22 protein-coding genes are annotated in these 22,068 nt (G+C 40.4%); 4 read left to right on the top strand and 18 right to left on the bottom strand.

From position 1 onward, the window contains the following. Nucleotides 1–89 precede the first annotated feature (89 nt). The 4 genes from LCL91_RS00700 to LCL91_RS00685 form a co-directional block, all read right to left on the bottom strand. On the bottom strand, nucleotides 90–914 hold the full coding sequence (locus tag LCL91_RS00700) for an STAS domain-containing protein (RefSeq protein WP_224879097.1): 825 nt from the start codon (nucleotides 912–914) through the stop codon (nucleotides 90–92). A 122-nt stretch (nucleotides 915–1,036) separates the two neighbouring features. Further along, nucleotides 1,037–2,611, bottom strand: a complete 1,575-nt coding sequence (locus LCL91_RS00695; protein WP_224879095.1) for a glycine betaine uptake BCCT transporter — start codon at nucleotides 2,609–2,611, stop codon at nucleotides 1,037–1,039. Between the two features lie 191 nt (nucleotides 2,612–2,802). Further along, a complete protein-coding gene (locus LCL91_RS00690; RefSeq protein WP_373560753.1) occupies nucleotides 2,803–3,096 on the bottom strand; it encodes an HNH endonuclease in 294 nt (97 codons plus the stop codon). A gap of 64 nt (nucleotides 3,097–3,160) precedes the next feature. Continuing rightward, the gene (locus LCL91_RS00685) at nucleotides 3,161–6,403 is read right to left on the bottom strand and encodes a DEAD/DEAH box helicase (RefSeq protein WP_224879093.1); all 3,243 of its coding nucleotides are present in this window, start codon (nucleotides 6,401–6,403) and stop codon (nucleotides 3,161–3,163) included. 232 nt (nucleotides 6,404–6,635) lie between these two features. Here LCL91_RS00685 and LCL91_RS00680 point away from each other — a divergent pair, with 232 nt between their 5' ends. Beyond that, a complete protein-coding gene (locus LCL91_RS00680; RefSeq protein ID WP_224879091.1) occupies nucleotides 6,636–7,274 on the top strand; it encodes a LysE family translocator in 639 nt (212 codons plus the stop codon). Between the two features lie 44 nt (nucleotides 7,275–7,318). On the opposite strand, the gene LCL91_RS00675 is transcribed toward LCL91_RS00680, so the two are convergent. Next, entirely contained in the window at nucleotides 7,319–7,513 is a 195-nt protein-coding gene (locus LCL91_RS00675; RefSeq protein WP_224879089.1) for a hypothetical protein, read from the bottom strand. Between the two features lie 135 nt (nucleotides 7,514–7,648). On the opposite strand from LCL91_RS00675, the gene LCL91_RS00670 reads away from it, so the two are divergent. Then, nucleotides 7,649–8,503, top strand: a complete 855-nt coding sequence (locus LCL91_RS00670; RefSeq protein ID WP_224879088.1) for a glycine betaine ABC transporter substrate-binding protein — start codon at nucleotides 7,649–7,651, stop codon at nucleotides 8,501–8,503. Between the two features lie 92 nt (nucleotides 8,504–8,595). Here the strand turns inward: LCL91_RS00670 and LCL91_RS00665 are convergent, their stop codons facing one another. The 7 genes from LCL91_RS00665 to LCL91_RS00635 form a co-directional block, all read right to left on the bottom strand. Continuing rightward, on the bottom strand, nucleotides 8,596–9,597 hold the full coding sequence (locus LCL91_RS00665) for a zinc-dependent alcohol dehydrogenase family protein (RefSeq protein ID WP_224879086.1): 1,002 nt from the start codon (nucleotides 9,595–9,597) through the stop codon (nucleotides 8,596–8,598). A gap of 230 nt (nucleotides 9,598–9,827) precedes the next feature. Next, a complete protein-coding gene (locus tag LCL91_RS00660) occupies nucleotides 9,828–10,910 on the bottom strand; it encodes an NAD(P)H-dependent flavin oxidoreductase (RefSeq protein ID WP_224879084.1) in 1,083 nt (360 codons plus the stop codon). Between the two features lie 69 nt (nucleotides 10,911–10,979). Then, a complete protein-coding gene (locus LCL91_RS00655) occupies nucleotides 10,980–11,468 on the bottom strand; it encodes a GNAT family N-acetyltransferase (RefSeq protein ID WP_224879082.1) in 489 nt (162 codons plus the stop codon). A 118-nt stretch (nucleotides 11,469–11,586) separates the two neighbouring features. Beyond that, complete coding sequence (gene treR, locus LCL91_RS00650) at nucleotides 11,587–12,306, bottom strand: trehalose operon repressor (RefSeq protein ID WP_224879080.1); 720 nt, start codon at nucleotides 12,304–12,306, stop codon at nucleotides 11,587–11,589. A gap of 4 nt (nucleotides 12,307–12,310) precedes the next feature. After that, complete coding sequence (treC, locus tag LCL91_RS00645; protein ID WP_224879078.1) at nucleotides 12,311–13,999, bottom strand: alpha,alpha-phosphotrehalase; 1,689 nt, start codon at nucleotides 13,997–13,999, stop codon at nucleotides 12,311–12,313. Between the two features lie 91 nt (nucleotides 14,000–14,090). Then, entirely contained in the window at nucleotides 14,091–15,494 is a 1,404-nt protein-coding gene (treP, locus tag LCL91_RS00640; RefSeq protein WP_224879076.1) for a PTS system trehalose-specific EIIBC component, read from the bottom strand. A gap of 74 nt (nucleotides 15,495–15,568) precedes the next feature. Continuing rightward, the gene (locus tag LCL91_RS00635; protein WP_160920022.1) at nucleotides 15,569–16,066 is read right to left on the bottom strand and encodes a PTS sugar transporter subunit IIA; all 498 of its coding nucleotides are present in this window, start codon (nucleotides 16,064–16,066) and stop codon (nucleotides 15,569–15,571) included. Between the two features lie 232 nt (nucleotides 16,067–16,298). On the opposite strand from LCL91_RS00635, the gene LCL91_RS00630 reads away from it, so the two are divergent. Next, on the top strand, nucleotides 16,299–16,799 hold the full coding sequence (locus tag LCL91_RS00630) for a cupin domain-containing protein (RefSeq protein WP_224879073.1): 501 nt from the start codon (nucleotides 16,299–16,301) through the stop codon (nucleotides 16,797–16,799). Between the two features lie 33 nt (nucleotides 16,800–16,832). Here the strand turns inward: LCL91_RS00630 and LCL91_RS00625 are convergent, their stop codons facing one another. The 4 genes from LCL91_RS00625 to LCL91_RS00610 form a co-directional block, all read right to left on the bottom strand. Further along, nucleotides 16,833–17,702, bottom strand: coding sequence for an aldo/keto reductase (locus LCL91_RS00625; protein WP_160920020.1), 870 nt, complete (start codon nucleotides 17,700–17,702; stop codon nucleotides 16,833–16,835). A gap of 78 nt (nucleotides 17,703–17,780) precedes the next feature. Further along, nucleotides 17,781–18,059, bottom strand: coding sequence for a hypothetical protein (locus LCL91_RS00620; protein WP_224879069.1), 279 nt, complete (start codon nucleotides 18,057–18,059; stop codon nucleotides 17,781–17,783). A gap of 156 nt (nucleotides 18,060–18,215) precedes the next feature. Beyond that, the gene (locus LCL91_RS00615; RefSeq protein ID WP_224879067.1) at nucleotides 18,216–18,878 is read right to left on the bottom strand and encodes a type 1 glutamine amidotransferase domain-containing protein; all 663 of its coding nucleotides are present in this window, start codon (nucleotides 18,876–18,878) and stop codon (nucleotides 18,216–18,218) included. A gap of 111 nt (nucleotides 18,879–18,989) precedes the next feature. Beyond that, on the bottom strand, nucleotides 18,990–19,298 hold the full coding sequence (locus tag LCL91_RS00610; RefSeq protein WP_224879065.1) for a hypothetical protein: 309 nt from the start codon (nucleotides 19,296–19,298) through the stop codon (nucleotides 18,990–18,992). A gap of 191 nt (nucleotides 19,299–19,489) precedes the next feature. Between LCL91_RS00610 and LCL91_RS00605 the strand changes: the two genes are divergently transcribed. After that, nucleotides 19,490–20,287 (top strand): peptidoglycan-binding protein, encoded by a 798-nt coding sequence (locus tag LCL91_RS00605; protein ID WP_224879062.1) that lies wholly within the window; start codon nucleotides 19,490–19,492, stop codon nucleotides 20,285–20,287. Between the two features lie 36 nt (nucleotides 20,288–20,323). On the opposite strand, the gene LCL91_RS00600 is transcribed toward LCL91_RS00605, so the two are convergent. Further along, on the bottom strand, nucleotides 20,324–21,424 hold the full coding sequence (locus LCL91_RS00600) for an AI-2E family transporter (protein ID WP_224879060.1): 1,101 nt from the start codon (nucleotides 21,422–21,424) through the stop codon (nucleotides 20,324–20,326). 7 nt (nucleotides 21,425–21,431) lie between these two features. After that, on the bottom strand, nucleotides 21,432–22,040 hold the full coding sequence (locus tag LCL91_RS00595; RefSeq protein ID WP_224879058.1) for a hypothetical protein: 609 nt from the start codon (nucleotides 22,038–22,040) through the stop codon (nucleotides 21,432–21,434). Between the last annotated feature and the right edge of the window lie 28 nt (nucleotides 22,041–22,068).

Here is a 22,068-nt window from a genome sequence, read left to right as displayed (position 1 = left end):
AAACCCCAGGTCCTGATATTTGTTACCTAAAGTTAATCAGAAAACTGATTTGTTTACAATATTGAAAGATTTGATTGTTTTTTTCAAAATTAGCATTGGATAACTAAATCGGCAAGTGCTTGCTTTAGCGTCGAATAGGTGTTCACCATTTTGAAACTAATATCTAATTTAACGACTGATAATGCAATTTCTGGTTTAATGCCACTAATTCTTGCTTCCACTCCAACGAGTCGAAGCGCTTCAATAATTTGAAAAAGCTGCTGAATGACAAATGTATCGACAATCGGAACACCTGAAAGGTCTAAAACAAAGTAATCCAAACGGAGGCGAACGCTTTGATTAAGTGATTCTTCCATAATCAACTTTGCTCTATACGTATCAATTGTTCCAATCAATGGCAATACCGCTACGCCTTCCATGATTGGAACCACTGGCGCTGATAACTCAAGAATTTCGTTTCTAGACTGTTCAAGCAAATTCGTCTGGTATTCAACAAACGGAACGCTAAAATAATAAACGACTAAATTCATAACATGATCAAGTCTAGAGATGAGCTCATACAATTCTTCAATTCCTATTTGTTGTTCTATGGCTACTTCTTTTAAAACCTCACCTATGTATGTTCGATACTGTGGTACTTCCCCTAGCATCGAATCAAGTGTGGTTTCTAAGCGTGCACACATTCTTCCTGTTTCAATCCCCCACGCCTCAATACTTTTTTCAGCTTCCTCTTCTCGAAGTGCGAGTGACCTTGCATAAATCGTTACCAATTCCACGCGCAATGGAAAAAGCTCATCGGTTTTATTTTTTAGCTCGATTGGATATTTTTTATTCTGTTCAATCGTAATTTGTTCTGCAATTTTCTCTTTTCGATCCAAAATTTGTTCACTAGCTTTTTGCACTAATGCCTTCATCGTCATCCCCACTTTAAAATAATGAATAACCTCAATTATTTTATCCTGACTGCTTATAGTTGTAAAGATTTAACGATTGCATGCAAAAAGACGATGAGGTCTATCTCATCGCCTTTTTAAAACTATTTGGTTGCAGGTGTAGGGTTGTCTACTTTATTATCTGTCCCTGCTTTTTTCTCTTTGCGTTTTTCTTTTTTCGGTTTCGGATCTTTTGCGACCAAGTATTTCTCTTTCTTAAGCGCTTTGTAGAACGAAACCGTCATAAGAATCATGATGACCGAGAACGGCAAAGCTGCCAGAATTAATACATTCTGTAACGCTTGTAGGCCACCTGTGTAAAGCAGAACAGCTGCCATGGAAGATTGGATAACTCCCCATGTTAATTTAACGTTTGAACCTGGATTTAAAGAACCATACGTTGTCTGCATTCCAAGCACGAACGTAGCAGAGTCCGCAGATGTAATAAAGAATGTTCCAATTAAGGTAATGGCTACAATTGATAACACTGTACCTAGTGGGTAATTCTGTAGAGTTCCAAACAGCGATTCTTCTGTTGCAAGTGAGGCAATATCAGCAATTCCTTGCTGCTGAATATTTATTCCTGAAATACCAAACGTTGAGAACCATAGGAAACCAACGATTGAAGGCACAAGAAGGACACCTACAAGAAACTCTCGAATTGTTCTTCCGCGTGAAACACGGGCAATGAAAATACCAACGAATGGCGACCATGAAATCCACCATGCCCAGTAGAAAATAGTCCAGTTGTTAATCCACTCTCTATTTTCTGGATTCAATGGCGCGATGCGGAAACTCATCGCCATAAAGTTTGTAATGTAAGCACCGATGGTATCAGTGAACATATTTAGAATGTATATCGTTGGACCAAGGATAAACACAGCAAGGAAAAGGATACCTGCTAGTCCAAGGTTTGCATTACTTAAGTACTTAATCCCTTTCCCAATTCCTGTCCAAGCTGAAATCATGAACAGCACGGTAACAACACCGATAATAATGAGTTGTGAACTAAAGCTATTTGGTATATCAGTTAAGTAAGAAAGTCCTCCGTTGATTTGAACAGCTCCAAATCCCAGCGTTGTTGCAACACCAACGATCGTTGCAAAAACGGCAAGTACATCGATTACTTTACCTAACAATCCATTTACACGCTCACCAAAAATAGGGTAAAGTGTAGCGCTAATCAAACCAGGACGGTCATGTCTAAACTTAAAGTAAGCAAGAACAAGCGCTACGATTGCATAAATTGCCCATGCATGAACTCCCCAGTGGAAGTACGAATATTGTAGGGCTTCTTTAATTGCAGCGGGTGATCCTGTTTCTGCAGTCGGTGCATTGACTGCATAATGGGACATCGGTTCTGCCGTACCCCAGAATACAAGCCCAATACCCATTCCTGCACTAAACAGCATGGCAAACCAGCTTAAACGTGTAAATTCTGGTTTTTCATCGGGCTTTCCTAATTTAATTTTCCCGTACGGAGTGAAAATAATAAACACACAAAAAATCACCAACAGCGTCACAAGGATCAGGTAGTACCACCCTAACTTGTTTGAAATAAAGGACTGTGCACTTGATGACATGGATGCTAACGTATCTGGAGAAATTGCCCCCCAGATGACCATAATTAAACTAATTACCAGCGTGCTCCAAAAAACGGAGGATACTTTTTCCCTCATACACTTCACCTCAACTTAGAATAATTTCTGTAATCTCATCGTATAAATTAGTACAATTTTACCTCTACCTATTTATACCACTATAAAAAATGTCGAAACGCGTAATTTCTAGTACTAAATAACTGTGCATGGCATTTAGGTGGCTAAACCTGCATATCCTAAGGGTTTTTGAAAAAATAAAATCCGAAAATTTATTTTTTTTGCTTTCGATGATTTGATTTTTTCATTTTCACACTCTTTGATGCAGGTTGTTTTCTGATCCACTTCAAATAACGACGAATTTGTTCGTCTTGCTTCAGCTTTACAATCGAATCGAGTCTAATCGCTAATTCTTGGTTTGTATACAAAGCATGGATTTGCTTGTGACACGGGACACAAAGAGATGCGGTCGGTTTATGTGCTCCACCCTCTTCCTTAGGGGTCAAGTGATGGATTGTACACGTCACGCCACTTCTTCCACATAGTTCACATACATCCATTCTCATATCCTCCATTAGCTAGTGTTTGTTAGTTTCTTCTACACTATACGGCATGACGAATGCCAATCGATTAGATACTTAAAATATCTTTAATTTCATCTTCAGATAAACTGGAAATCATCGTTTCGCCAGGTTGAATAACCTTTTCAATGAGCTCTTTTTTCTTCTGTTGAAGCTCATAAATTTTTTCTTCTATGGTGCCCTGGGTAATTAACCTCATTACTTGCACCACTTTTTTCTGGCCAATTCGGTGAGCTCGCCCTGCTGCCTGCTCTTCAACCGCAGGATTCCACCAGAGATCATATAAGATAACTGTATCTGCGCCTGTTAAGTTCAACCCAGTGCCGCCAGCTTTCAATGAGATTAAAAAGATTTGATTTTCTCCCCCATTGAACCGTTCCGTCATTTCAACACGATCTTTCGAAGGCGTTTGTCCATCTAAATAGAAAACCGAATAACCAAGATCGGCTAGCTTTTGATGAATGATTTTCAACATACTAGAAAACTGAGAGAAAATAAGCAGTCGCTTTTGATTCTCAATAGATGTTGTAACGATCTCTAAAAGCTGCTCAAGTTTTCCTGATTGTCCTTCATAGTTTTCTACAAAAAGAGAGGGATGACAGCATAATTGACGCAGACGCGTAAGTCCAGCAAGAATTTTCATGCGGTTCTTTTGAAAACCATCGCCTGCGAGACTTTCTTTCGTTTCCTGTTGAATGCGGTGCAAGTACCCGATATACAGCTCTTTCTGCTGTTTTGTTAACTCCGATACTTGAACAGTTTCAATTTTGTCAGGAAGCTCTTTAAGAACATCTTTTTTCACTCTTCTTAGGATAAACGGTTTGACCATTGTTGAAATTCGCTCATGTGGCAAATTTCGAAACGTGGCTTGATCAGGAAAGAAGCCTGGCATAATCGAGTGGAATAATGCCCACAGTTCATCAAGTGAATTTTCAATTGGTGTACCGCTTAGTGCAAATCGCTTCTTTGCCTGAAGCATCCTTACAGCCTGCGACGTTTTGGTCGCCGGGTTTTTAATCGCCTGCGCTTCATCAAGAATGACGGAATCAAATTGAATCGTTTCATAATGATCAATGTCCTGTCTGAGCGTCGGATAAGAAGTAATCCATACGTCTGGTTGAAGGCCCTTGCTAAGAAGCTCCTTCCGTTCTGCTGGAGTACCCGTGTTGACTTCAATCATAAGTTCTGGCGCAAACTTCTCAAATTCTTTTTTCCAATTATAAATGAGTGAAGCAGGCGCAACTACAAGAGCAGTTGCGTCAGAATTATCTTCTTTCTCAGAAAGCAAATAGGCAATGCTCTGCAACGTCTTTCCAAGCCCCATATCATCCGCAAGAATGCCTCCAAGATGATAATGCGCCAGTGCCTTCAACCATTGAAAACCAGTCATCTGGTAAGAACGCAGATCGGCTTCTAGGCCGGATGGAAGATGAAATTGAAGATCTTCCGGATGTTTGAGTCGCGAGATCAGGTCTCGAAAAGCTTTGCTATAACGAGAGGCGTGTTTCCCTCCACTCATTCTTTCATCAAGCTGCAGGCCACGATATAGCGGAAGGTGAAGCTCTCCTCGCTCAATATCATTTTGTTTAATATTTAGGTCGTCGAATAATTGACTAACATGTTGAAAATCTTCATTTTCCATTGAAACAAAGGTACCATTCGAAAGGCGATAATAACGGTCTTTTTCAATGACCGCTTTTAGGATATTCGAAATTTCTTCGTCGTCGAGCCCTTTCATGTCAAAACTAACGTCGAGCCAATTCCCACTGTTGTCCATGTCAACAGAGGTAACAGGAGCTGATGATTCATCTAATAACCAGGCTCGTGCGGATTCTGTTAGAAAAACATCCGCAAGGTCATTGAGTTCAGGGATTGTCCAATGAAGAAAATCAAAAATGAGCGCTTCATCTTCAACATAAAGTTCTTTCCCGTTAAATTTCAATGAAGCTTGTTCAATCAACGACATAATCGTTTGTTCTTTTTCACTATCTCTAAGAACAATGCCTCCAAGATCATTGACAATCCGAGAATTATCCTTAAATGGATTGATTACGTCATCACCGTATTCGTATTCTACTGTAACGAGCAAACGCTCTCCCTCTGCATTCACGTACACTCGGGCTTGTAAATCCGGATTAATGATTTTATCGTTGATTTGCTCAGAAATGATCACGTCACCAAGTTTTCTTAATCCAGGAACGACTTGAGATAGAAATGGTTCAATTTGTGCTGGCGAAATAGAAAGTTCACTTTTTTTAGCAGCGTTTCGAAAAGCTGATAAATCCCGTAATAAAGACTGCTGCTTTTTAGTTAGCTTGAAAAGCTTCTCATCATGAAATAACCATCCATAAGTTGGGAAATATGCTGCGCTTTGAAAACCATTTAACTGGATCACATAATCATTATCCTTTTCTTCAATTTCAAACGAAAATGGAAGACTACGATCCACAAGCGCAATTTCTTCATGAAGAGTGCGATTATACTCAAAACGTAAGAAACGACCTTGTTTTAAATATTCTGCAAGAAATTCATTTGCTGTTATTGGAGGTAGGATTAATTCACGGTTTTCAGTGAAACGTCCCCAATTATCAGGCAAATCCAAATAAACCTTTTCATTCCGTCTAATTGAAAGCAGAATTTGCATAAGCGGCTCATCTGATTCATGAAACGTGTGTTCATCAGGTTCATAGCTGAACTTTTTCGTAAACCAGTAGGACTGATCTTCAAGGACTGCATCAAGAAATGAGCGAATATCTTTGACGACATATAATCGATTCACCCCTACTTTAAGCTCTAACGTCCAGGGGGAATCACCTTGAGATTTACGTAAAGTTGGGTATGAGCTTGCTTTCAAAGTAAATTCAACCTTAAGCTGATCTGCTCTCGCGTTTGAGCGACCCGGTTCCGGTTGATAATCACTTAGCACTTGGATAAGCTGATTCGTTTCGTTATAACTTCGTGGTGATTGAGTTACCTGCGATGGTTTCTCGCTTTCTTTCTCTGGCGGACCTTCTTCACTAATCGCGATAAGAACAGCAGCAAGATGCTTGCATGTTCCATAGGTTTGAAATGCCTGACATTCACAAGATCCAAACCAATTATCACCAAGTAGCTCAATTAACACGCCATATTCTGAACTGCCGTTTACATAAGCTCGGTAGGCTTGATCTTCTTGATCATATGTAAGCTCAGAAACGCGCCCATTTTGAAAATACGTTAACCCCCGTTGATAGAAGCTGACCGGAAAACGTTCTTTTATTTCACTTTTTGTAAACATAGAAAAATGCTTCATATCCACATCACATCAATTCCAATGGTAGTAGTAACCTTCATTATACAATTTTCCACATCTTCTTCAAAATATTGAGCGACCCAAAAAAGCATAATAGCATATTTTCGAACAAATTCAAAATTGTACTTCTAAAATACACCATTAGGACATGTATTAAGGTAAGTAAGAATGAGTATTAAAAATCACGTTATGTAACATATTTCCCAGCTATAAATAAAGGAGAATGGACGTCATGCTCGAGATTGCACTAACTCATATCGTCCTAGGCTTATCCATTGCTGCGCCACTTGGACCAATCAATATTGAAATCATGAAAAGGGGGATTCACAAAGGGTTTTGGTCGTCACTTCTAGTTGGAGCAGGCGGAATGAGTGCTGATCTTATTCTGATGTACTTAATGTATTTCGGTATCGCAACATTTGTTAAGTTAACTGCTGTCCAAATCTCACTCATGCTTCTTGGTGCGATTATTTTAACGGTTTCTGGAATACAAGGGTTCTTATCACGAATAAGTCTTGATGAAGAAAAGGACAAAGAGGGGTCTGGACTCATACATGCTTATGCTACTGGTTTTATGATTGCTGCCTTTAATCCAATGAATCTTTTATTCTGGCTAGGCATTTATGGCTCTGTTCTTAGTGTTTCTCTTCAACAACCTGATAAATGGCAAGCTTTCTTTCTATCTGCTCTCGTGTTTATTGGAATTGGACTCTGGAATATCAACCTTTGTATGACCGTCCATTTCGGAAAATCGTTATTAAAACCTCGTACACTACGTGCCATTAGTGTAACCGCTAGTGTTGTATTATTATTCTTCGGTTTACGCTTTGGTTACCTTGCAGCTGAGATGATCTTTGTCGCTACAAAATAGGACTGAACCTAAAACCGGTTCAGTCCTATTTTGTAGGTGACCATTTAAATCAAATAGACGTAAACGGCAATTCCAGCTACCGCTAAAACGGTTACAAAAAGATAAATGGCTGAAATGGTGACGGTCGTATTTTTCGCCTTTTTCCCATACCCCGGATCACTCTTTCCAGCAACCATCAATGTACCAATTAAAATAATGACAAGAAAAATAATAATAAGCGTTGTTGCGATCGTGATCATTCGCCATCCCTCCTCATCTCTCATCATACACTGTCCTGATTTTGTAATAAACCTGCAAAAGTGTGACATATTTGTTATGATAAACAACATGTGCATTTTCGCACATGAAAATAGAACAGAAAAAGGAGAGTATCTATGAGGAGAGGAATCTTAATCATGGTCATTGTAGCACTGTCGCTGGCTGCATGTAGCGGTTCAGAAGAGGGTGCAGAGAAATCGAAAGGTAGCGTCGTGTTGGGCTTAAACAACTGGGCTGAAAACATTGCGGTTTCAAACATGTGGAAAGTTATTTTAGAAGAAAAAGGATATGACATTGAACTTAAATCAATGGAAAAATCCCCTGTATGGGCCGGACTTTCACAAGGCGATCTTGATATAGCTGCTGAAGTATGGCTCCCTACAACAGATAAACCATTGTACGAGGAATACAAAGAAGATATTGTCTTACACGAAGCATGGTATGAAGGTACAGGACTTGGACTTGTCGTTCCTTCTTATATGGACATCACGAGCATGGAAGAGCTAAATGACAAAAAAGAAGAGCTGGGCATAGAAGAAATCGTCGGGATCGATCCTGGTGCAAGCTTGATGGAAATGAGTCGTACCGCGCTTGAAGAATATAACTTAAACTATGACTTAGTGGATAGTTCAGGGCCTGCGATGATGAGTGAATTAAAAAAAGCGTATGAAGACGAGGAACCCATTGTCGTTACATTGTGGAACCCTCATTGGGCTTTTGCAGAATATGATTTGAAATATCTCGAAGATCCAAAGAACGTCTATGGTGAAGCAGATGATATCTTTTTTATGACAAGAACAAATTTCAGTGACGATCACCCTGAGATTGTTGAGTGGATGAACAATTGGCAGATGGACGATGACTCTCTTGGTAGTCTGATGGCTACGATTAAAGACGCTGATGATGCCGAAACAGGTGCACAGCAGTGGATTGAAGAGAACAAAGAACTCGTTTCCGAGTGGACGAACTAACGCACTCATTTCATCTTCGAATTCTTTATCTAAAAGAAAAGGAACCTTTCCACATGTAGAAAGGTTCCTTTTGTCATACCTTTATTCTGATCTTAAATTTGTGAAAGATCATTCTCTGCTACAACTTTCCCGATCGTCTTTCCTGATTCAAGACGATTGTGTGCTTCCGCAATAGTAGAGAACGTAAAGCTCTCTTCATCCAACACCGGTTTAAGTATCCCATGGTCTACCATTCGCGCTATGCTCGTTAAGATTTCACCATGGTGGTCTCTTCCTTCATTTGTTAGCATCGGAATGAGCATTAATACGCCATGATAGGTAGCACTTTTCACATACAGTTGTGTCATATCATGCTCACCGCTACCAACGATACAGGCAACTTGTCCGCCGTTCCTCACTGCCTGGAACGCCTTTTCCATATTTTCACCGCCTACCGTATCAAAAACTGCATCAAATCCTTTTCCATCTGTATACTGCTTTACGTATTCTTCTACGGTTCTTTCTTTATAGTTGATCGCATAATCTGCTCCAAGATCTTGACCGATTTTCATTTTCTCTGAAGTAGACGCCGTCGTGTACACTATCGCTCCTAATGATTTCGCAAGCTGAATGGCGATGTGCCCGACACCACCCGTTGCACCATGGATAAGAACGCTTTGACCTGGCTGAACGTTCATGCGGTCCACAAGGGCTTCCCATGCCGTAATGGAGACTAACGGTAGTGCTGCAGCTTCTTTCATCGATAATCGTTCAGGCTTCCTCGCAACGAGCTTTTGGTCAACAATCATTTGTTCTCGAAGTGCTCCGTCAAGACCTTTTACACCACCTGCACAGGCATACACTTCATCACCCTTTTTAAAAGGGCTTCCTTCGTATACTTCCTCTACAATACCGGCGACATCACCATGGAGAACCGCTGGAAATGCTGGTGCAAATGCTTCAGCTTGACCAGAACGAACCTTTGTATCAACTGGATTCACACTTGTTGCTTTTACATTAATCTTCAATTCGCCTGGCTTCAACTCTCTTGTAGAGAGATTCGTTATGCTAAACGTAGAAGGTTTTCCAAAATCATTAATAACGACTGCTTTCATTGTTAAACGTCCTCCTTAAATGCTACATACATTCTATTCGTTTTACAATTCCCTAATAACTTTCTAAAGAAACGGGTATTGTCTGACTGATTTATGACTAAACTTCATGATACAGCCGGTCATTATCTTTTCATAATAAAAGATGCTGTCAGATGACCGGCCGTACCAATGCAAGTCATTGAAAGGGCCCTTCTCACATAGTGAGAGGGGCCTGATCATTTTCATCGCATTTATGTCGTTAACCCTTCCAAAATATCCGTTACTTGTTTCACGCTACAATCAATAATTTGCTCTACAGATTTCGATGTGCTGAGACGCGGGCTTTGCCCTGACCATAGCGACATCCACTCTGGACGGTTCTGATTCGCTGCTTGTTTTCTTACTTCTTTCGTTAACGTATTTAACGTTGGGTATCCCGGTAAATCGTTTTGACTCGCCATCTCAGTAACGAAGTCATTATTTATGCCACGTGCAGGCTTCCCACTAAACACTGGCGTTACAACTGTCTGATCTTCTGTACTAGTTAAGATGGCATGTTGATGAACTGGATTTGCACCACTTTCCTGACATGTTACAAACGCTGTGCCCATTTGAACAGCATCTGCTCCAAGAGCGAGCATACTAAGAATCCCTCTTCCGTCCATAATACCCCCTGCTGCAATAACAGGAATTTTAATGGCATCGACCGTTTGAGGAATAAGTGAAGCACTGCCAATCAGTGAAGCTTGAAAATCACCTGTAAACGTTCCTCGGTGACCGCCTGCTTCCATTCCTTGCATGACAACAAGATCCATTCCAATTTTCTCATTGATGATCGCTTCTTTTACCGTCGTAGCTGTTCCCACTAAAATTACTTTCTCTTTTTTTAAACGCTGCACTTCTTCTATAGAAGGGACCCCGAAGGTAAAACTGCATACTGGAATGGCTTCATCAATGATAATCTGAAGCTTATCTTGATATTCTTTTTGAGTTTCTACAAACGACTTCCTCTTACGTTCTTGGTCAGAAATACCGAGTTGGTTCTCATAGTGTTGAAGCTTTACTTGCACGTTTGCAATACTCTCTTCCGAAGAAGGATCGTCCTCTGGAATAAATAAATTAACCGCAAAAGGTTTTGAAGTGAGGCGTTTAATATCACTTATTGCCTTCTTCATCTGTTCAGGTGTCATATAGCCTGCCCCTAAGCTTCCGAGTCCTCCAGTGTTCGAGACGGAAGCAACTAGCTGAGGGGTCGTCACACCTCCCGCCATTCCTGCCTGAACAATTGGATAGCTTATGTTTAACATGGAAGTAATTCTCGTATCATACCACACGCTGTTTCTCCCCTTTCAACACAATTGCACTAAGTGCCTAGCTTTATGAGTGAGCATCGCGCAAGAAGATTAGATAAGGAATTTTAGAATCGCTTGAGGACCTGAGCGCCCCATTTTCTGCTCACTTGTGTCAATAAATCCAGCCTCAAGGTAGACTTTTTTGGCTGAAAGATTATCTTCATTTACACCGAGCACGACTTCTCTACAGTCAGGCCAATGTTTCTCTACAAATGGCTTTAATTGTCGAAGAGATGCTTTCGCAATACCACGGCCTTGATCTGGTAAGTTGATTGAGTACGCTCTTAATAAAATCGCATTTGGACGAGTTGTATACGAGAAAACATCGTCCCCTTGATCGAGAACAAAAAAACCAACCGTTCGAACGCCTTCCAAAATCGCTACAGGTAAACGATTAGGATCGCGCATGCATTTTTCATAAGCAGGCATCGCCATTGAAGTGAAAGCGAGCTGATGTTCATGTAAGGTAAATCGCTTTAACCATGTAAGGTGATGAGATGCTACTTTTGTGAGTGTGATCTTTTCTTCGGTTACGTTCAATCTGATCGCTCCTATCATGTTTTCCGACACCATTCTTCTTTCGAGAATAGAGTATGGTTTCCTTCCCTCAAATTAAAAAGAACATGAAAAAGCGCTCCATTTTATTGGAGCGCCCTCTTTATTGTTTTTCACGTCTTGCAAAATCGACAAATCGGAATTTATCTAGACGGTGTCGTGATTCGGTATATTCAATTAATGTTGTATCATTTAAATAAACGTAATTTCGAACGACCACCACATGTTTGTAATCATGCAAATCTAGATAACGTCGATCCTCTTCGTCAGCCTCTTCTACGACAATTTCCTTTTTTGCATAGCTTACGGAAAGACCAAGATCATTTTCCAAATAATCGTAGATTGAATTCTCACAAATCGTTCGTGTCAGTTCAGGTACCCACTTAGCGGAAAAAAAGTCGCGATCTAAGATGATTTTTTCGCCTTCAATCTCACGCGCACGAAGGACGTGCCAAACTTCAGCGCCCACTTCAAGCTCAAGTTGTTCGCGAACCCATTCCTCTGGTAGCTTTTTTTCAAGGTGATGAACGATTGTTCTTGAAGATCGGTTCATCTTTTCTGAAATTTCTTTGAAGCTTACAAGTCCAGAAACAGGAAATTCATAACGACTTAAGTCAAGAACGACCGATCCTCTTGCTTTAATTTTTTGAATCATCCCGTTCTGGGATAGTAAATTTAACGCTTTGCGGATGGTTTCTCTTGATGTGCCATAGGTTTCTGCAAGCTCATGCTCAGATGGCAGTTTACTATTCGGCTTATAGGTTCCGTTTCGAATATTCTCAGAGAGATCATTGTAGATTTGCTGATACTTCGTTTGCTTCATAGACTCACCTTGTCTCAGTTAGATGATATGCGATCGACTCATATGGTCGTAACGTCACTTTCTTAAAAGTTGATGGAGAATCTTCGTAGTTCGAAATCAATACCTCTGCATGATACCCATCTACTTCCACATGGGAGGGCAGTTCAAAGGTTGCTTCTGTTTCATAGAAATTATTAATGACAAGTAACTTTTCATTTTCTCCATTACGTACATAAGCAAATAGTTGAGGATCTTCATCTAAAAGGAGTTCATAATCTCCATATGTGATGAGATCCACATTTTTTCTCAGTGAGATCAGCTGTTGATAATGTTCGAAAACGGAATTTCTTTCTTTTAGCGTCTCTTCTACGTTAATTGTCTCATAGTTTTTGGCTACTGGAATCCATGGCTCACCTGTCGTAAAACCGGCATGAGGCTCGGATGTCCACTGCACAGGTGTTCTTGAGTTATCTCTTGATTTATGTCGAAGAATCTCAAGAACCTCTTCCTCACTATACCCTTTTTCCTCTTTTAAGATCGAGAAAATATTCAATGACTCTACATCACGATAAGAAGAGATTGCGTCAAACTTAGGGTTTGTCATCCCAATTTCTTCTCCCTGGTAAATATAAGGAGTACCTTGCATCAGATGCATCGTCGTAGCAAGCATTTTAGCTGATTCTCGTCTGTACTCTCCGTCATTTCCATAGCGCGATACAATGCGAGGCTGGTCATGGTTGCACCAGAAGAGCGCATTCCACCCGCCACCTTTGATCATTTCTCTCTGCCATGTGGAAAGAATCTCTTTAAGCTTCAAGAAATCAAAGTCAGCCACAGACCATTTCTCTCCGTTAGGGTAATCGACTTTAAGGTGGTGGAAATTGAACGTCATACTTAATTCATTGCGATCAGGGTTCGAATATTGAATGCAGTCTTCAATTGTCGTAGATGACATCTCACCAACTGTCATGCTGTTATACTTCATAAAGACGTTCCGATTCATTTCGTTCATAAATTCATGAGCGCGAGGACCATCTGTATAGAATTTGCGTCCGTCCCCAGGTGCGACAGACCCATCATCATTCGGGAAATTTTGATTTTTCGAGATCAGGTTAATGACATCAAGTCTGAAACCATCTACTCCCTTTTCAAACCAGAATGTCATCATATCATACACTTCATCGCGCACTTTCTCATTTTCCCAATTTAGATCAGCCTGAGTAACATCAAAGAGATGTAAATAGTATTGACCCGTTTCCTTATCGAACTGCCAAGCATTGCCGCCAAACTTTGACTGCCAATTTGTCGGTTCTGCTCCATCAACGCCGTCTTTCCAAATGTAATAATCCCGATAAGGATTATCTTTTGATTTACGAGATTCGACAAACCATTGATGTTCCGTTGACGTATGGTTGACAACGATATCCATAATAATTTTAATGTCTCTTGCATGAGCTTCTGTTAAAAGACGATCAAAGTCTTCCATCGTGCCATACTCTTCATAAATACTAAAATAATCACGAATGTCGTAACCATTATCATTTTGAGGAGAGTCATAGATAGGCGTTAACCAAACAACATCTACTCCCAGCTCTTTTAAATAATCAAGTTTTTCAATAATCCCCTGAATATCTCCTGTTCCACTCCCCGTTGTATCATTAAAGCTTTTTGGATAAATTTGATAAACAACGGATTTCTTCCACCATGGTTGCATCTGATTCCACTCCTATTATTAGATTAAATAGTTAAAAACAAAGGCGATACCATCGGAGCTACTACGCACCAGATGATATCGCTCCTTTTCTTTACTCGCTTACTTTTCTTACTTTTCCATATAAAAATGTTAAAATAAACGGCACTACAAGCGCAATAGCCATACCTGTAAAGAAAGCACCCCAGTATTCTTTAAAAATGGAAAGGAATCCTGGTATACCGCCAACACCAATCGATGTTGCTTCAACACCACTTACGGTAATAACAAGACCAGCAATCGCTGATCCGATTATCGCAGCGAAGAATGGGAATTTAAAGCGTAAGTTCACCCCGAACAACGCGGGCTCGGTCACACCAAGAAAGGCAGATACAGCTGACGTTCCTGCAAGACCTTTTGTTTTTTCATTACGTGTAATCAACATCATCGCAAGTGCAGCTGCACCCTGCGCAATATTTGATAAAGCAAGCATTGGCCATAAGAACGTGCTGCCCGTACTACCAATTAACTGTAAGTCAACAGCAAGGAACGTATGGTGCATTCCTGTAATAACAAGCGGCGCATACAGCGCACCGTAGACTAGTCCACCAATGGCTGGTGCAAAATCAAATAGGCCAATAAAGCCATCTGTTAAGAGATTGGCAATCCAAAATGTAACGGGCCCAATAAGCGTAAACGCAAGAAAACCAGTGACGAGTAGCGCAACAGGAGCTACGATTAGCATCTGAATGGAATCTGGTATGCGCTTGTTTAAAAACGTTTCAATTTTCGCTAGGATATATGCCGATACGAGTACCGGTAATACTTGACCTTGATACCCGATTTTCTCAATTTCTAGTCCGAATAAGTTCCATGTTGGAATATCGTCTGCCTCACCGTATGCCCATGCATTCAGTAAGTCCGGATGCACGAGAATGAGACCAAGAACAATACCGAGCAATGGACTTCCGCCAAATTGCTTGGCGGCTGACCAACCGATCAGACCTGGTAAAAAGACGAAGGCTGTATTGGCAATCAGGTTAATAATACTCGCTAAATCAGCCCATTGCGGATAGACTTCGACTAGCGGATCGCTAAAGAAAATATCTGGCGCTGTGAGAATATTATTAATCCCAAGAAGCAAGCCAGCTGTTACGATTGCAGGCAAAATCGGAATAAAAATGTCGGCTAGCGTCTTCACGCCGCGCTGAAGGATGTTTTGTTTACTTGCTGCCGCATCCTTTACATCCTGTTTGGACGCGCTTTCAATTTCTGCCAACTCTGCAAAAATCTTAAATACTTTATCAACCGTTCCCTGTCCAATAACTACCTGGAACTGTCCATTAGCCGAAAATGATCCTTTCACAAGTTCGTTCTCTTCTAATGCTTTTGTATCAACTTTACTTTCGTCATGTAAGACAAGACGCAGACGAGTCACACAATGTGTGGCGGTCGAAATATTTTCTTTTCCACCAATGGCTTCAAGAATGTGTTCAACCGACTCTCGATTAATCGCCATGTTTTCTTCCCCCTTAGTAAAAAAGCTATTTACTTAGAGAGCACGTTGAACAGTACTCTCTAAGTTACATGCCTTTAACCTTTTACTTTCGTAGTCATAATTTCTGTTTCATTTGAAGCACCAGCTGAGTATTTTTTCTCAACATTTTCAAGAACATCTGCATTTGTAATAATGACAGGCGTAATGGTACTTGCTGCTTTTTCTTTCACAAGATCAAGGTCAACAGTAATAAGTGGATCGCCAACTTTTACTTTGTCGCCTTCTTTCACATGACCTTCAAAACCTTCGCCACCCATGCCAACTGTTTCAAGACCAACATGGATCAAGATCTCAAGACCTGATTCAGACTCAATCCCAACAGCATGCTTTGTGTGGAAAAATTGAATAACCTTACCGTTTACCGGTGATACAACTTTGCCATCTGTCGGTTCGATCGCAACACCGTCTCCCATCATTTTTTGTGAAAATGTCGGATCAGGAACCGTTTCAAGTTCAACAACCTTACCGTTTAATGGAGCATAGATAACCTCTTCCGAAGGTTTTTCCTTTTTACCAAATAGTTTTTTTAACATTGATATCTTCTCCTTTCAACCGCTTTCATTTATTTAACATCTTGTATAGACAAGTTCATGTTTCAATTTGTAGTCTATCTTGTATAGACAAGTTAGTCAACTCCAAAGCTCAGCTTTTTTCAACCTAAGGGGGAAGGATTGATTCGTAGGTAAATTCCCTTCACTCCATTTCCTAAACGCTCATGTTTCACTTTACTTAAAAACGTATACATATGAAAGAAGGAGTGATGACATGAAGAAAGAAATGATTAAAACGCTTTACTTTGATGATGACGGCAAGATTCCAAACAACGCTTTCTACCCTCTTACCCTTTATCATGCTGCTTTAGAAAACCGCGATGCGATGGCCCTTTTTAACAAGAACAAGTGGACGAACGCATGGCAAAATGGCGTTTTTCCTTATCACCACTACCACAGCAACACACACGAAGTACTTGGTATTGTAAAAGGAGACGCTTCGATTACGTTCGGGGGTGAAAAAGGAGAAACGATTCGTGTCGAGGAAGGAGACGTTGTTGTCATACCCGCAGGAGTTGGTCACAAAAGAGAACAAGCTTCCTCCGATTTTCTCGTTGTCGGCGCCTATCCAGATGGCCGCGATCACGATCTTAGAACTGGGGAGCCAAATGAGCGTCCTACGGTTCTTAAGAACATTCAAAATGTGCCTGTACCTGAATTCGATCCCATTTTCGGAGTGGATGGGCCCTTAAAAAAAAGCTGGACAAAACAATAGTTCCACAAAAAAAAGGCGCCAATGGCGTCTTTTTTAGGTGGTAGATTTTGATTTTTTAAAACCCGGAACCGTTCTTTCATAAAAATCCAGATGATCTGGATGATGGGCGATACGACTATTTACATGAAGGGAATCAATCGATGTCATCTCTTCATCCGTCAATTGGAAATCGTACACGTCTGCATTTTCTTTAATTCGTTCTTCACGAGTTGATTTTACATTTAAAAGAAGGTCATGTTGTAAGCACCATCTAATCACAACTTGAGCAGGGGTTTTCCCATAACGATCGCTGATAGCTTGAATAACAGAATGACTTAGCACCTGCCCCCTCTTTAACGGAGACCATGCTTGAACTCGGATTCCTTTTGATCGGCAATAATCTCGCAGTTCGCCTTGAATTAATTCCGGATGTAGCTCAATTTGATTGAGCACCGGTGTCACAGTTGAGATCCGAGAAATGGCTTCAAGATGATGGGTTTCAAAATTGCTAACACCAATTGCACAAACTTTCCCCTCATGATAGAGCTTTTCTAACGCCTGCCATGTTTCAAGGAATAAGTGCGGTACGGGCCAATGAACTAAGTAAAGATCGAGATAATCAGTGCCGAGGCGCTCAAGCGACCGCTCAAACGCGGCTAATGTAGCGTTATATCCCTGTTCGTCATTCCAGACTTTAGAAGTAAGAAAGATTTCCTCCCTCGGAACGCCCGAGTCCTTTATCGCCATTCCAACCGCTTCTTCATTTTCATAATAAGAAGCCGTATCAATTCCTCGATAGCCTGTTTCTAGAGCAACCTTAACACCTTTAATTACTTCTTCATCGCTCATTTTAAAAACACCGTAGCCTAAACAAGGCATTTTAACGCCATTAGAAAGCACTACCCTTTTGTCGATCCCCATCACAACCTACCCCCTTCTCTCATTTCAATTTCATTAAACAAAGCTATAGTTAATTTATTTTTTCAATTTGCTTCCTATACCTTATATGAGCTTTCGGTACTCATTAATAAAAACCGTTGGATCCTTTTTAATTATAAATGTCACCACACCACGATTGGTATGAAGGTATAAAAAGCCATAAAGAGTTGATTGAAAACGATATGACATGTCAAACACATCTTGTATCGCAAATTGATCCTGCCCAACGATAATACGATCTTCGTATAAATTTAAAGCGTGCTCCTGCTCAAGCGTTTTCTGCTCGTTCCGTTCTATTTTACGTGTCACCTTAACAAAAGGGTGAGATAAAATGAATTTCAAACTCATCATCCTCTTCTTCATTCATTCTACATCTGCTTACTCTGTTCCTCTTTAGAAAAAAGAACAAACATAGAAAAGGAGCGAACCAAAACAGGCCCACTCCTTCTAAATCCTTATTCTATCAAAGCATTTCGCTTTATTACGATAAGAATATTTTTATTTTCCTTCAATTGCTTCAATGATTTTATTCGCAGCACTTTCACTTGACTGAGGATTTTGTCCTGTAATCAAGTTACCGTCACGAACAGAAAAAACGGACCAATTATCCGCTAGTTCAAATTTCGCACCTTTTTCACGAAGCTTTGATTCTAGCAAGAATGGCATTTGTTCAACAAGACCCATTTCACGTTCCTCTGAATCAGTAAATGCACTTACTTTCTTCCCTTTTACAAGAGGAGTACCGTCTTTATACGTAACGTTCACTAGTCCAGCAGGACCGTGGCAAACAGAGCCGATAATTTTATTAGCTTCAGCTTGTTCCTGAAGAATATGCTGAAGAACTTCACTATTTGGGAAGTCAAACATCGTACCGTGACCACCTGGTAGGAACACAACATCAAAGTTATTCGCGTCTTCTTTCGTTACCTTTGTTGTATTCTTAAGCTGGTTTTGTGCATCTTCCCATTCTTTCGGATCTTCTTCTGGAATACTATTTGGATCAAGTTCAACTTCGCCACCCTGGATCGAAGTTACTTTAATATCATATCCTTTTTCCTTGAAGATGTTGTAAGGGACAGCGAACTCTTCAAGCCATAACCCTGTTTTGTGTTCTGAATCGATTTCTGTATGATTTGTTACGACCATTAATACTTTAGTCATTTGAATTCCTCTCCTTTATCTTCTAAGTACTTTGTTGATCACTATGACCACTTTAGTACAATACCCGCTTTTCATAAAAGTATTCATTATGTTGAAGATCCAGAAAGTTTTTTAATATAGCAATTGTGGGATTACAAAAAATAAGTAGAACACATTTAGGAAAACAGCGCCCATTACAAGGAGGGTTTTCCTCTTTTTTAACTGAACAAGATACAGGATTAGCCAGAGTGCGAGTAGCCCAATAGGGACGAATAAATAGTCATGATTGTCAGCTAACTTGAGGACTGCAACGAATTCAAGTATGGAATATGGAACGATAATGACTCCTAAGATGATGTTAATTAAATGAATCCACTTTCGGTCAAGATCTTTCACAACACGCGTTTCCCCTTTCGTAAAACCGTTCTTATAGATACGCATTCCATTTTCCTTTTCTTAAGTGAAAGAGTCAACGATCAATTCCAATTGAATCTCTTTTCATCGTTCAACCATTCCATTATCTGGTCTTTTTCTAATCAATATGTCGTATATTGTTGATAAAACGTCGAATATCCTTTCTTCTAGCCGAATGGTTTCACTTGTAATGTAAAATCATTTAAGGAGGAGAAATGATGATTCAAAAAATGAGAATCGTGGCAGCGCTACTAATCGTAAGCGCTATTTTTGTAGCCACACCATCCTTTGCTTCAGCGGCATTAGGAGATCGAACGATGCAAAATGGGAATTCTGGGCAAGATGTGAAAGAACTACAGAACTATTTAATGACAAAAGGAATGTTTCCTTACCACACAGCTACAGGTTATTTTGGTGATATTACGGAAAATGCGGTTGCTGCGTTTCAAGAAAGCCGGAATTTGCAAGTCGATGGTCTTGCCGGATCAGAAACAAACAAAGCGGTTCAAGTACTTAGAAGAGGCGATATCGGAAAACAGGTCATACATATACAAAGTCAGCTCCAACAAGCTGGCTATGAAGGACAAGTCGATGGAATTTACGGTTCAGGAACGGTCGCTACTGTTGAACAATTTCAGCGTAGCAAAGGGCTAGCAGCTGATGGAATTGCTGGACCAGCTACACGAAGAGCGTTAGATCAAATGGCATTACCTGAGTCGGCGGCTGGAAAAGAAATGACTGTTGAAAGTACAGCTTATACGGCCGACTGCACAGGTTGCTCTGGCGTGACGAAGATGGGCATTGATTTAGAAAAATACCCTGATGCGAAAGTGATTGCTGTTGACCCAGATCAAATCCCACTAGGCTCTATTGTTGAGGTGGAAGGATATGGAACTGCGATTGCAGCTGACATCGGTGGTGACATCGATCACAATCGAATTGATGTTTTTATTCCTAGTCAACAAAACGCCCTTAACTGGGGTCGCAAAGATGTAACGGTACGCGTCATTGAATAGTAAAAAGACAGGTTCGCTTAGCGAACCTGTCTTTATTTATTCGTTTGTTGAATGCTTGCCTCGCTGCTGCAGCTTAATTAAGCGATACGTATGAGTAAAGATTACTTTTAGTACTGCGTACGTTGGGATGGCGAGAATAAGCCCGAGAAACCCTGCAAGACTACTGGCCACCAATAGGAGCAAGATGATCGTTAAAGGATGAATATCCAGCTTACGCCCCATCACAAGCGGTGAGACAAGATTACTTTCAATTTGTTGAATCACAATGACACCAAGGACAACCCATAGGGCTGTTAACGGTGATTGGATCAGTCCGACGATGACGCCTGGTGCTGTTCCGATAATCGGACCGATAAATGGGACAACGTTAAGGAAGAGAGCAATCATCGCAAGGATTAAGGCATAATCAAGATCAATAATAACATACCAAATATAAACAAACGTTCCGATAAAGACACTTACAATCAACTGTCCCTGGATAAATCCGCTTAGCGCATCATCCATATCTTCTAGTATTTTCGCTCCCTCTTTCCGGTGGGCTTTAGGAACGACTCGAAGTAAGGATGGCATCAGCTTTTTTCCATCTTTCAGCATAAAGAACAAAATGAATGGAAGAAGAACAATCCCAACGAGCACGTTCGTGACAACATTTAGGATTGAAAAGATGTAATTTCCGAAAGAAGAGCTAATTTCTCCGATTGAACCAGAAATACGATCAGTCAACCCCTGTATGTCAACCATCTCACTTTGAAGAATTCTAGCTATGTACGGATTCCTCTGCCAATCGGTAATGGCGGATTGCAAATCATTCACAAGCGTTGGGGCACCCTTCACAAGACTATTAAATTGCTCAACAAGTACAGGGCCAATACTAATAACAAGTCCCGTTACACCACCAGCTAGCGCCAGATAAACGAGAAGAATACCGAGCGGCCTTGGTATTTTCCATTTTTCTAATAGCGCAATGACTGGGCGTAGAATGTAATAAAACACTCCTGCTGCAATAATCGGAAACGCTAAGGTTGTGACTAGGATAACAAGGGGACGAAAAATAAATTCAATCTTACTGCCAACCCAAATCACTGTAAAAATAAGAAGAAGCCAAATAAAAAATCGAAATAAGCGCGATTGTTGCACTGAGTCTTCACTTCCTTTTTTTCAATCGAATAAAGCCTTTACGATAAAGGCGAATAATCATCTCCACGAACCACACTGGATATTTTTTTGGAAAGAAACGAGATGAGTAAAAGCGTTCATAAGCTACCTTAAGATCTTCCCAGTGTGTACACACCTTGCTTTGGCGAAAGCGAACGACATCAATGACGCCAACTTCCCCATTCGATAGTAGCATAACGTTCTGAAGATGCGTATCCGAAGGATTTAGCCCCTTCTTACGCGCGTAGTTTAGAGCATGATCAACTTTTGCAATCATTTCCTCTGTAATCACGATTCCTTGAATTAAACATTCGTAAAAGGTCAGTCCTTCTAAATATTCTAATACGACATATCCCTCTCCTCCTTCATAGAAAGAAGGATAGTATTCATTATTGTTTAACTCTTGATAAATCGATGCTTCAAGTCTTGCAAGATGAACAAATTCAGGATAAAAAACTTTAAGAACTTTTTGCGTATCCGGGATCTTAAAAACAACCGCACTTCTTCCTCTCCCGATGATCGTTAAGTCATCTGGTTTCTGAAGAACACTTGTCCCTTCTATTCTGATATGAATCATCATTCTCTCAATGTCGTTCAAGTCCAAGCACCCTCTTCATTTCTTGCAT

It is taken from the genome of Guptibacillus hwajinpoensis, assembly GCF_020171785.1.
Classification (GTDB): domain Bacteria; phylum Bacillota; class Bacilli; order Bacillales; family Guptibacillaceae; genus Guptibacillus; species Guptibacillus sedimenti.
The sequence above is the reverse complement of the archived record's forward strand: the minus strand, read 5'-3'. Positions and strand labels throughout refer to the sequence as shown.

Excerpts from the sequence above, each read along its gene's own strand:
- LCL91_RS00685 (WP_224879093.1), bottom strand. The coding sequence starts at position 6,403 with ATGAAGCATTTTTCTATGTTTACAAAAAGTGAAATAAAAGAACGTTTT.
- treC (WP_224879078.1), bottom strand. The coding sequence starts at position 13,999 with ATGCAACCATGGTGGAAGAAATCCGTTGTTTATCAAATTTATCCAAAA.
- LCL91_RS00680 (WP_224879091.1), top strand. The coding sequence starts at position 6,636 with ATGCTCGAGATTGCACTAACTCATATCGTCCTAGGCTTATCCATTGCT.
- LCL91_RS00675 (WP_224879089.1), bottom strand. The coding sequence starts at position 7,513 with ATGATCACGATCGCAACAACGCTTATTATTATTTTTCTTGTCATTATT.
- LCL91_RS00695 (WP_224879095.1), bottom strand. The coding sequence starts at position 2,611 with ATGAGGGAAAAAGTATCCTCCGTTTTTTGGAGCACGCTGGTAATTAGT.
- treP (WP_224879076.1), bottom strand. The coding sequence starts at position 15,494 with ATGGCGATTAATCGAGAGTCGGTTGAACACATTCTTGAAGCCATTGGT.
- LCL91_RS00630 (WP_224879073.1), top strand. The coding sequence starts at position 16,299 with ATGAAGAAAGAAATGATTAAAACGCTTTACTTTGATGATGACGGCAAG.
- LCL91_RS00665 (WP_224879086.1), bottom strand. The coding sequence starts at position 9,597 with ATGAAAGCAGTCGTTATTAATGATTTTGGAAAACCTTCTACGTTTAGC.
- treR (WP_224879080.1), bottom strand. The coding sequence starts at position 12,306 with ATGAAGCAAACGAAGTATCAGCAAATCTACAATGATCTCTCTGAGAAT.
- LCL91_RS00610 (WP_224879065.1), bottom strand. The coding sequence starts at position 19,298 with ATGCGTATCTATAAGAACGGTTTTACGAAAGGGGAAACGCGTGTTGTG.
- LCL91_RS00635 (WP_160920022.1), bottom strand. The coding sequence starts at position 16,066 with ATGTTAAAAAAACTATTTGGTAAAAAGGAAAAACCTTCGGAAGAGGTT.
- LCL91_RS00615 (WP_224879067.1), bottom strand. The coding sequence starts at position 18,878 with ATGACTAAAGTATTAATGGTCGTAACAAATCATACAGAAATCGATTCA.
- LCL91_RS00605 (WP_224879062.1), top strand. The coding sequence starts at position 19,490 with ATGATTCAAAAAATGAGAATCGTGGCAGCGCTACTAATCGTAAGCGCT.
- LCL91_RS00700 (WP_224879097.1), bottom strand. The coding sequence starts at position 914 with ATGAAGGCATTAGTGCAAAAAGCTAGTGAACAAATTTTGGATCGAAAA.
- LCL91_RS00670 (WP_224879088.1), top strand. The coding sequence starts at position 7,649 with ATGAGGAGAGGAATCTTAATCATGGTCATTGTAGCACTGTCGCTGGCT.
- LCL91_RS00690 (WP_373560753.1), bottom strand. The coding sequence starts at position 3,096 with ATGAGAATGGATGTATGTGAACTATGTGGAAGAAGTGGCGTGACGTGT.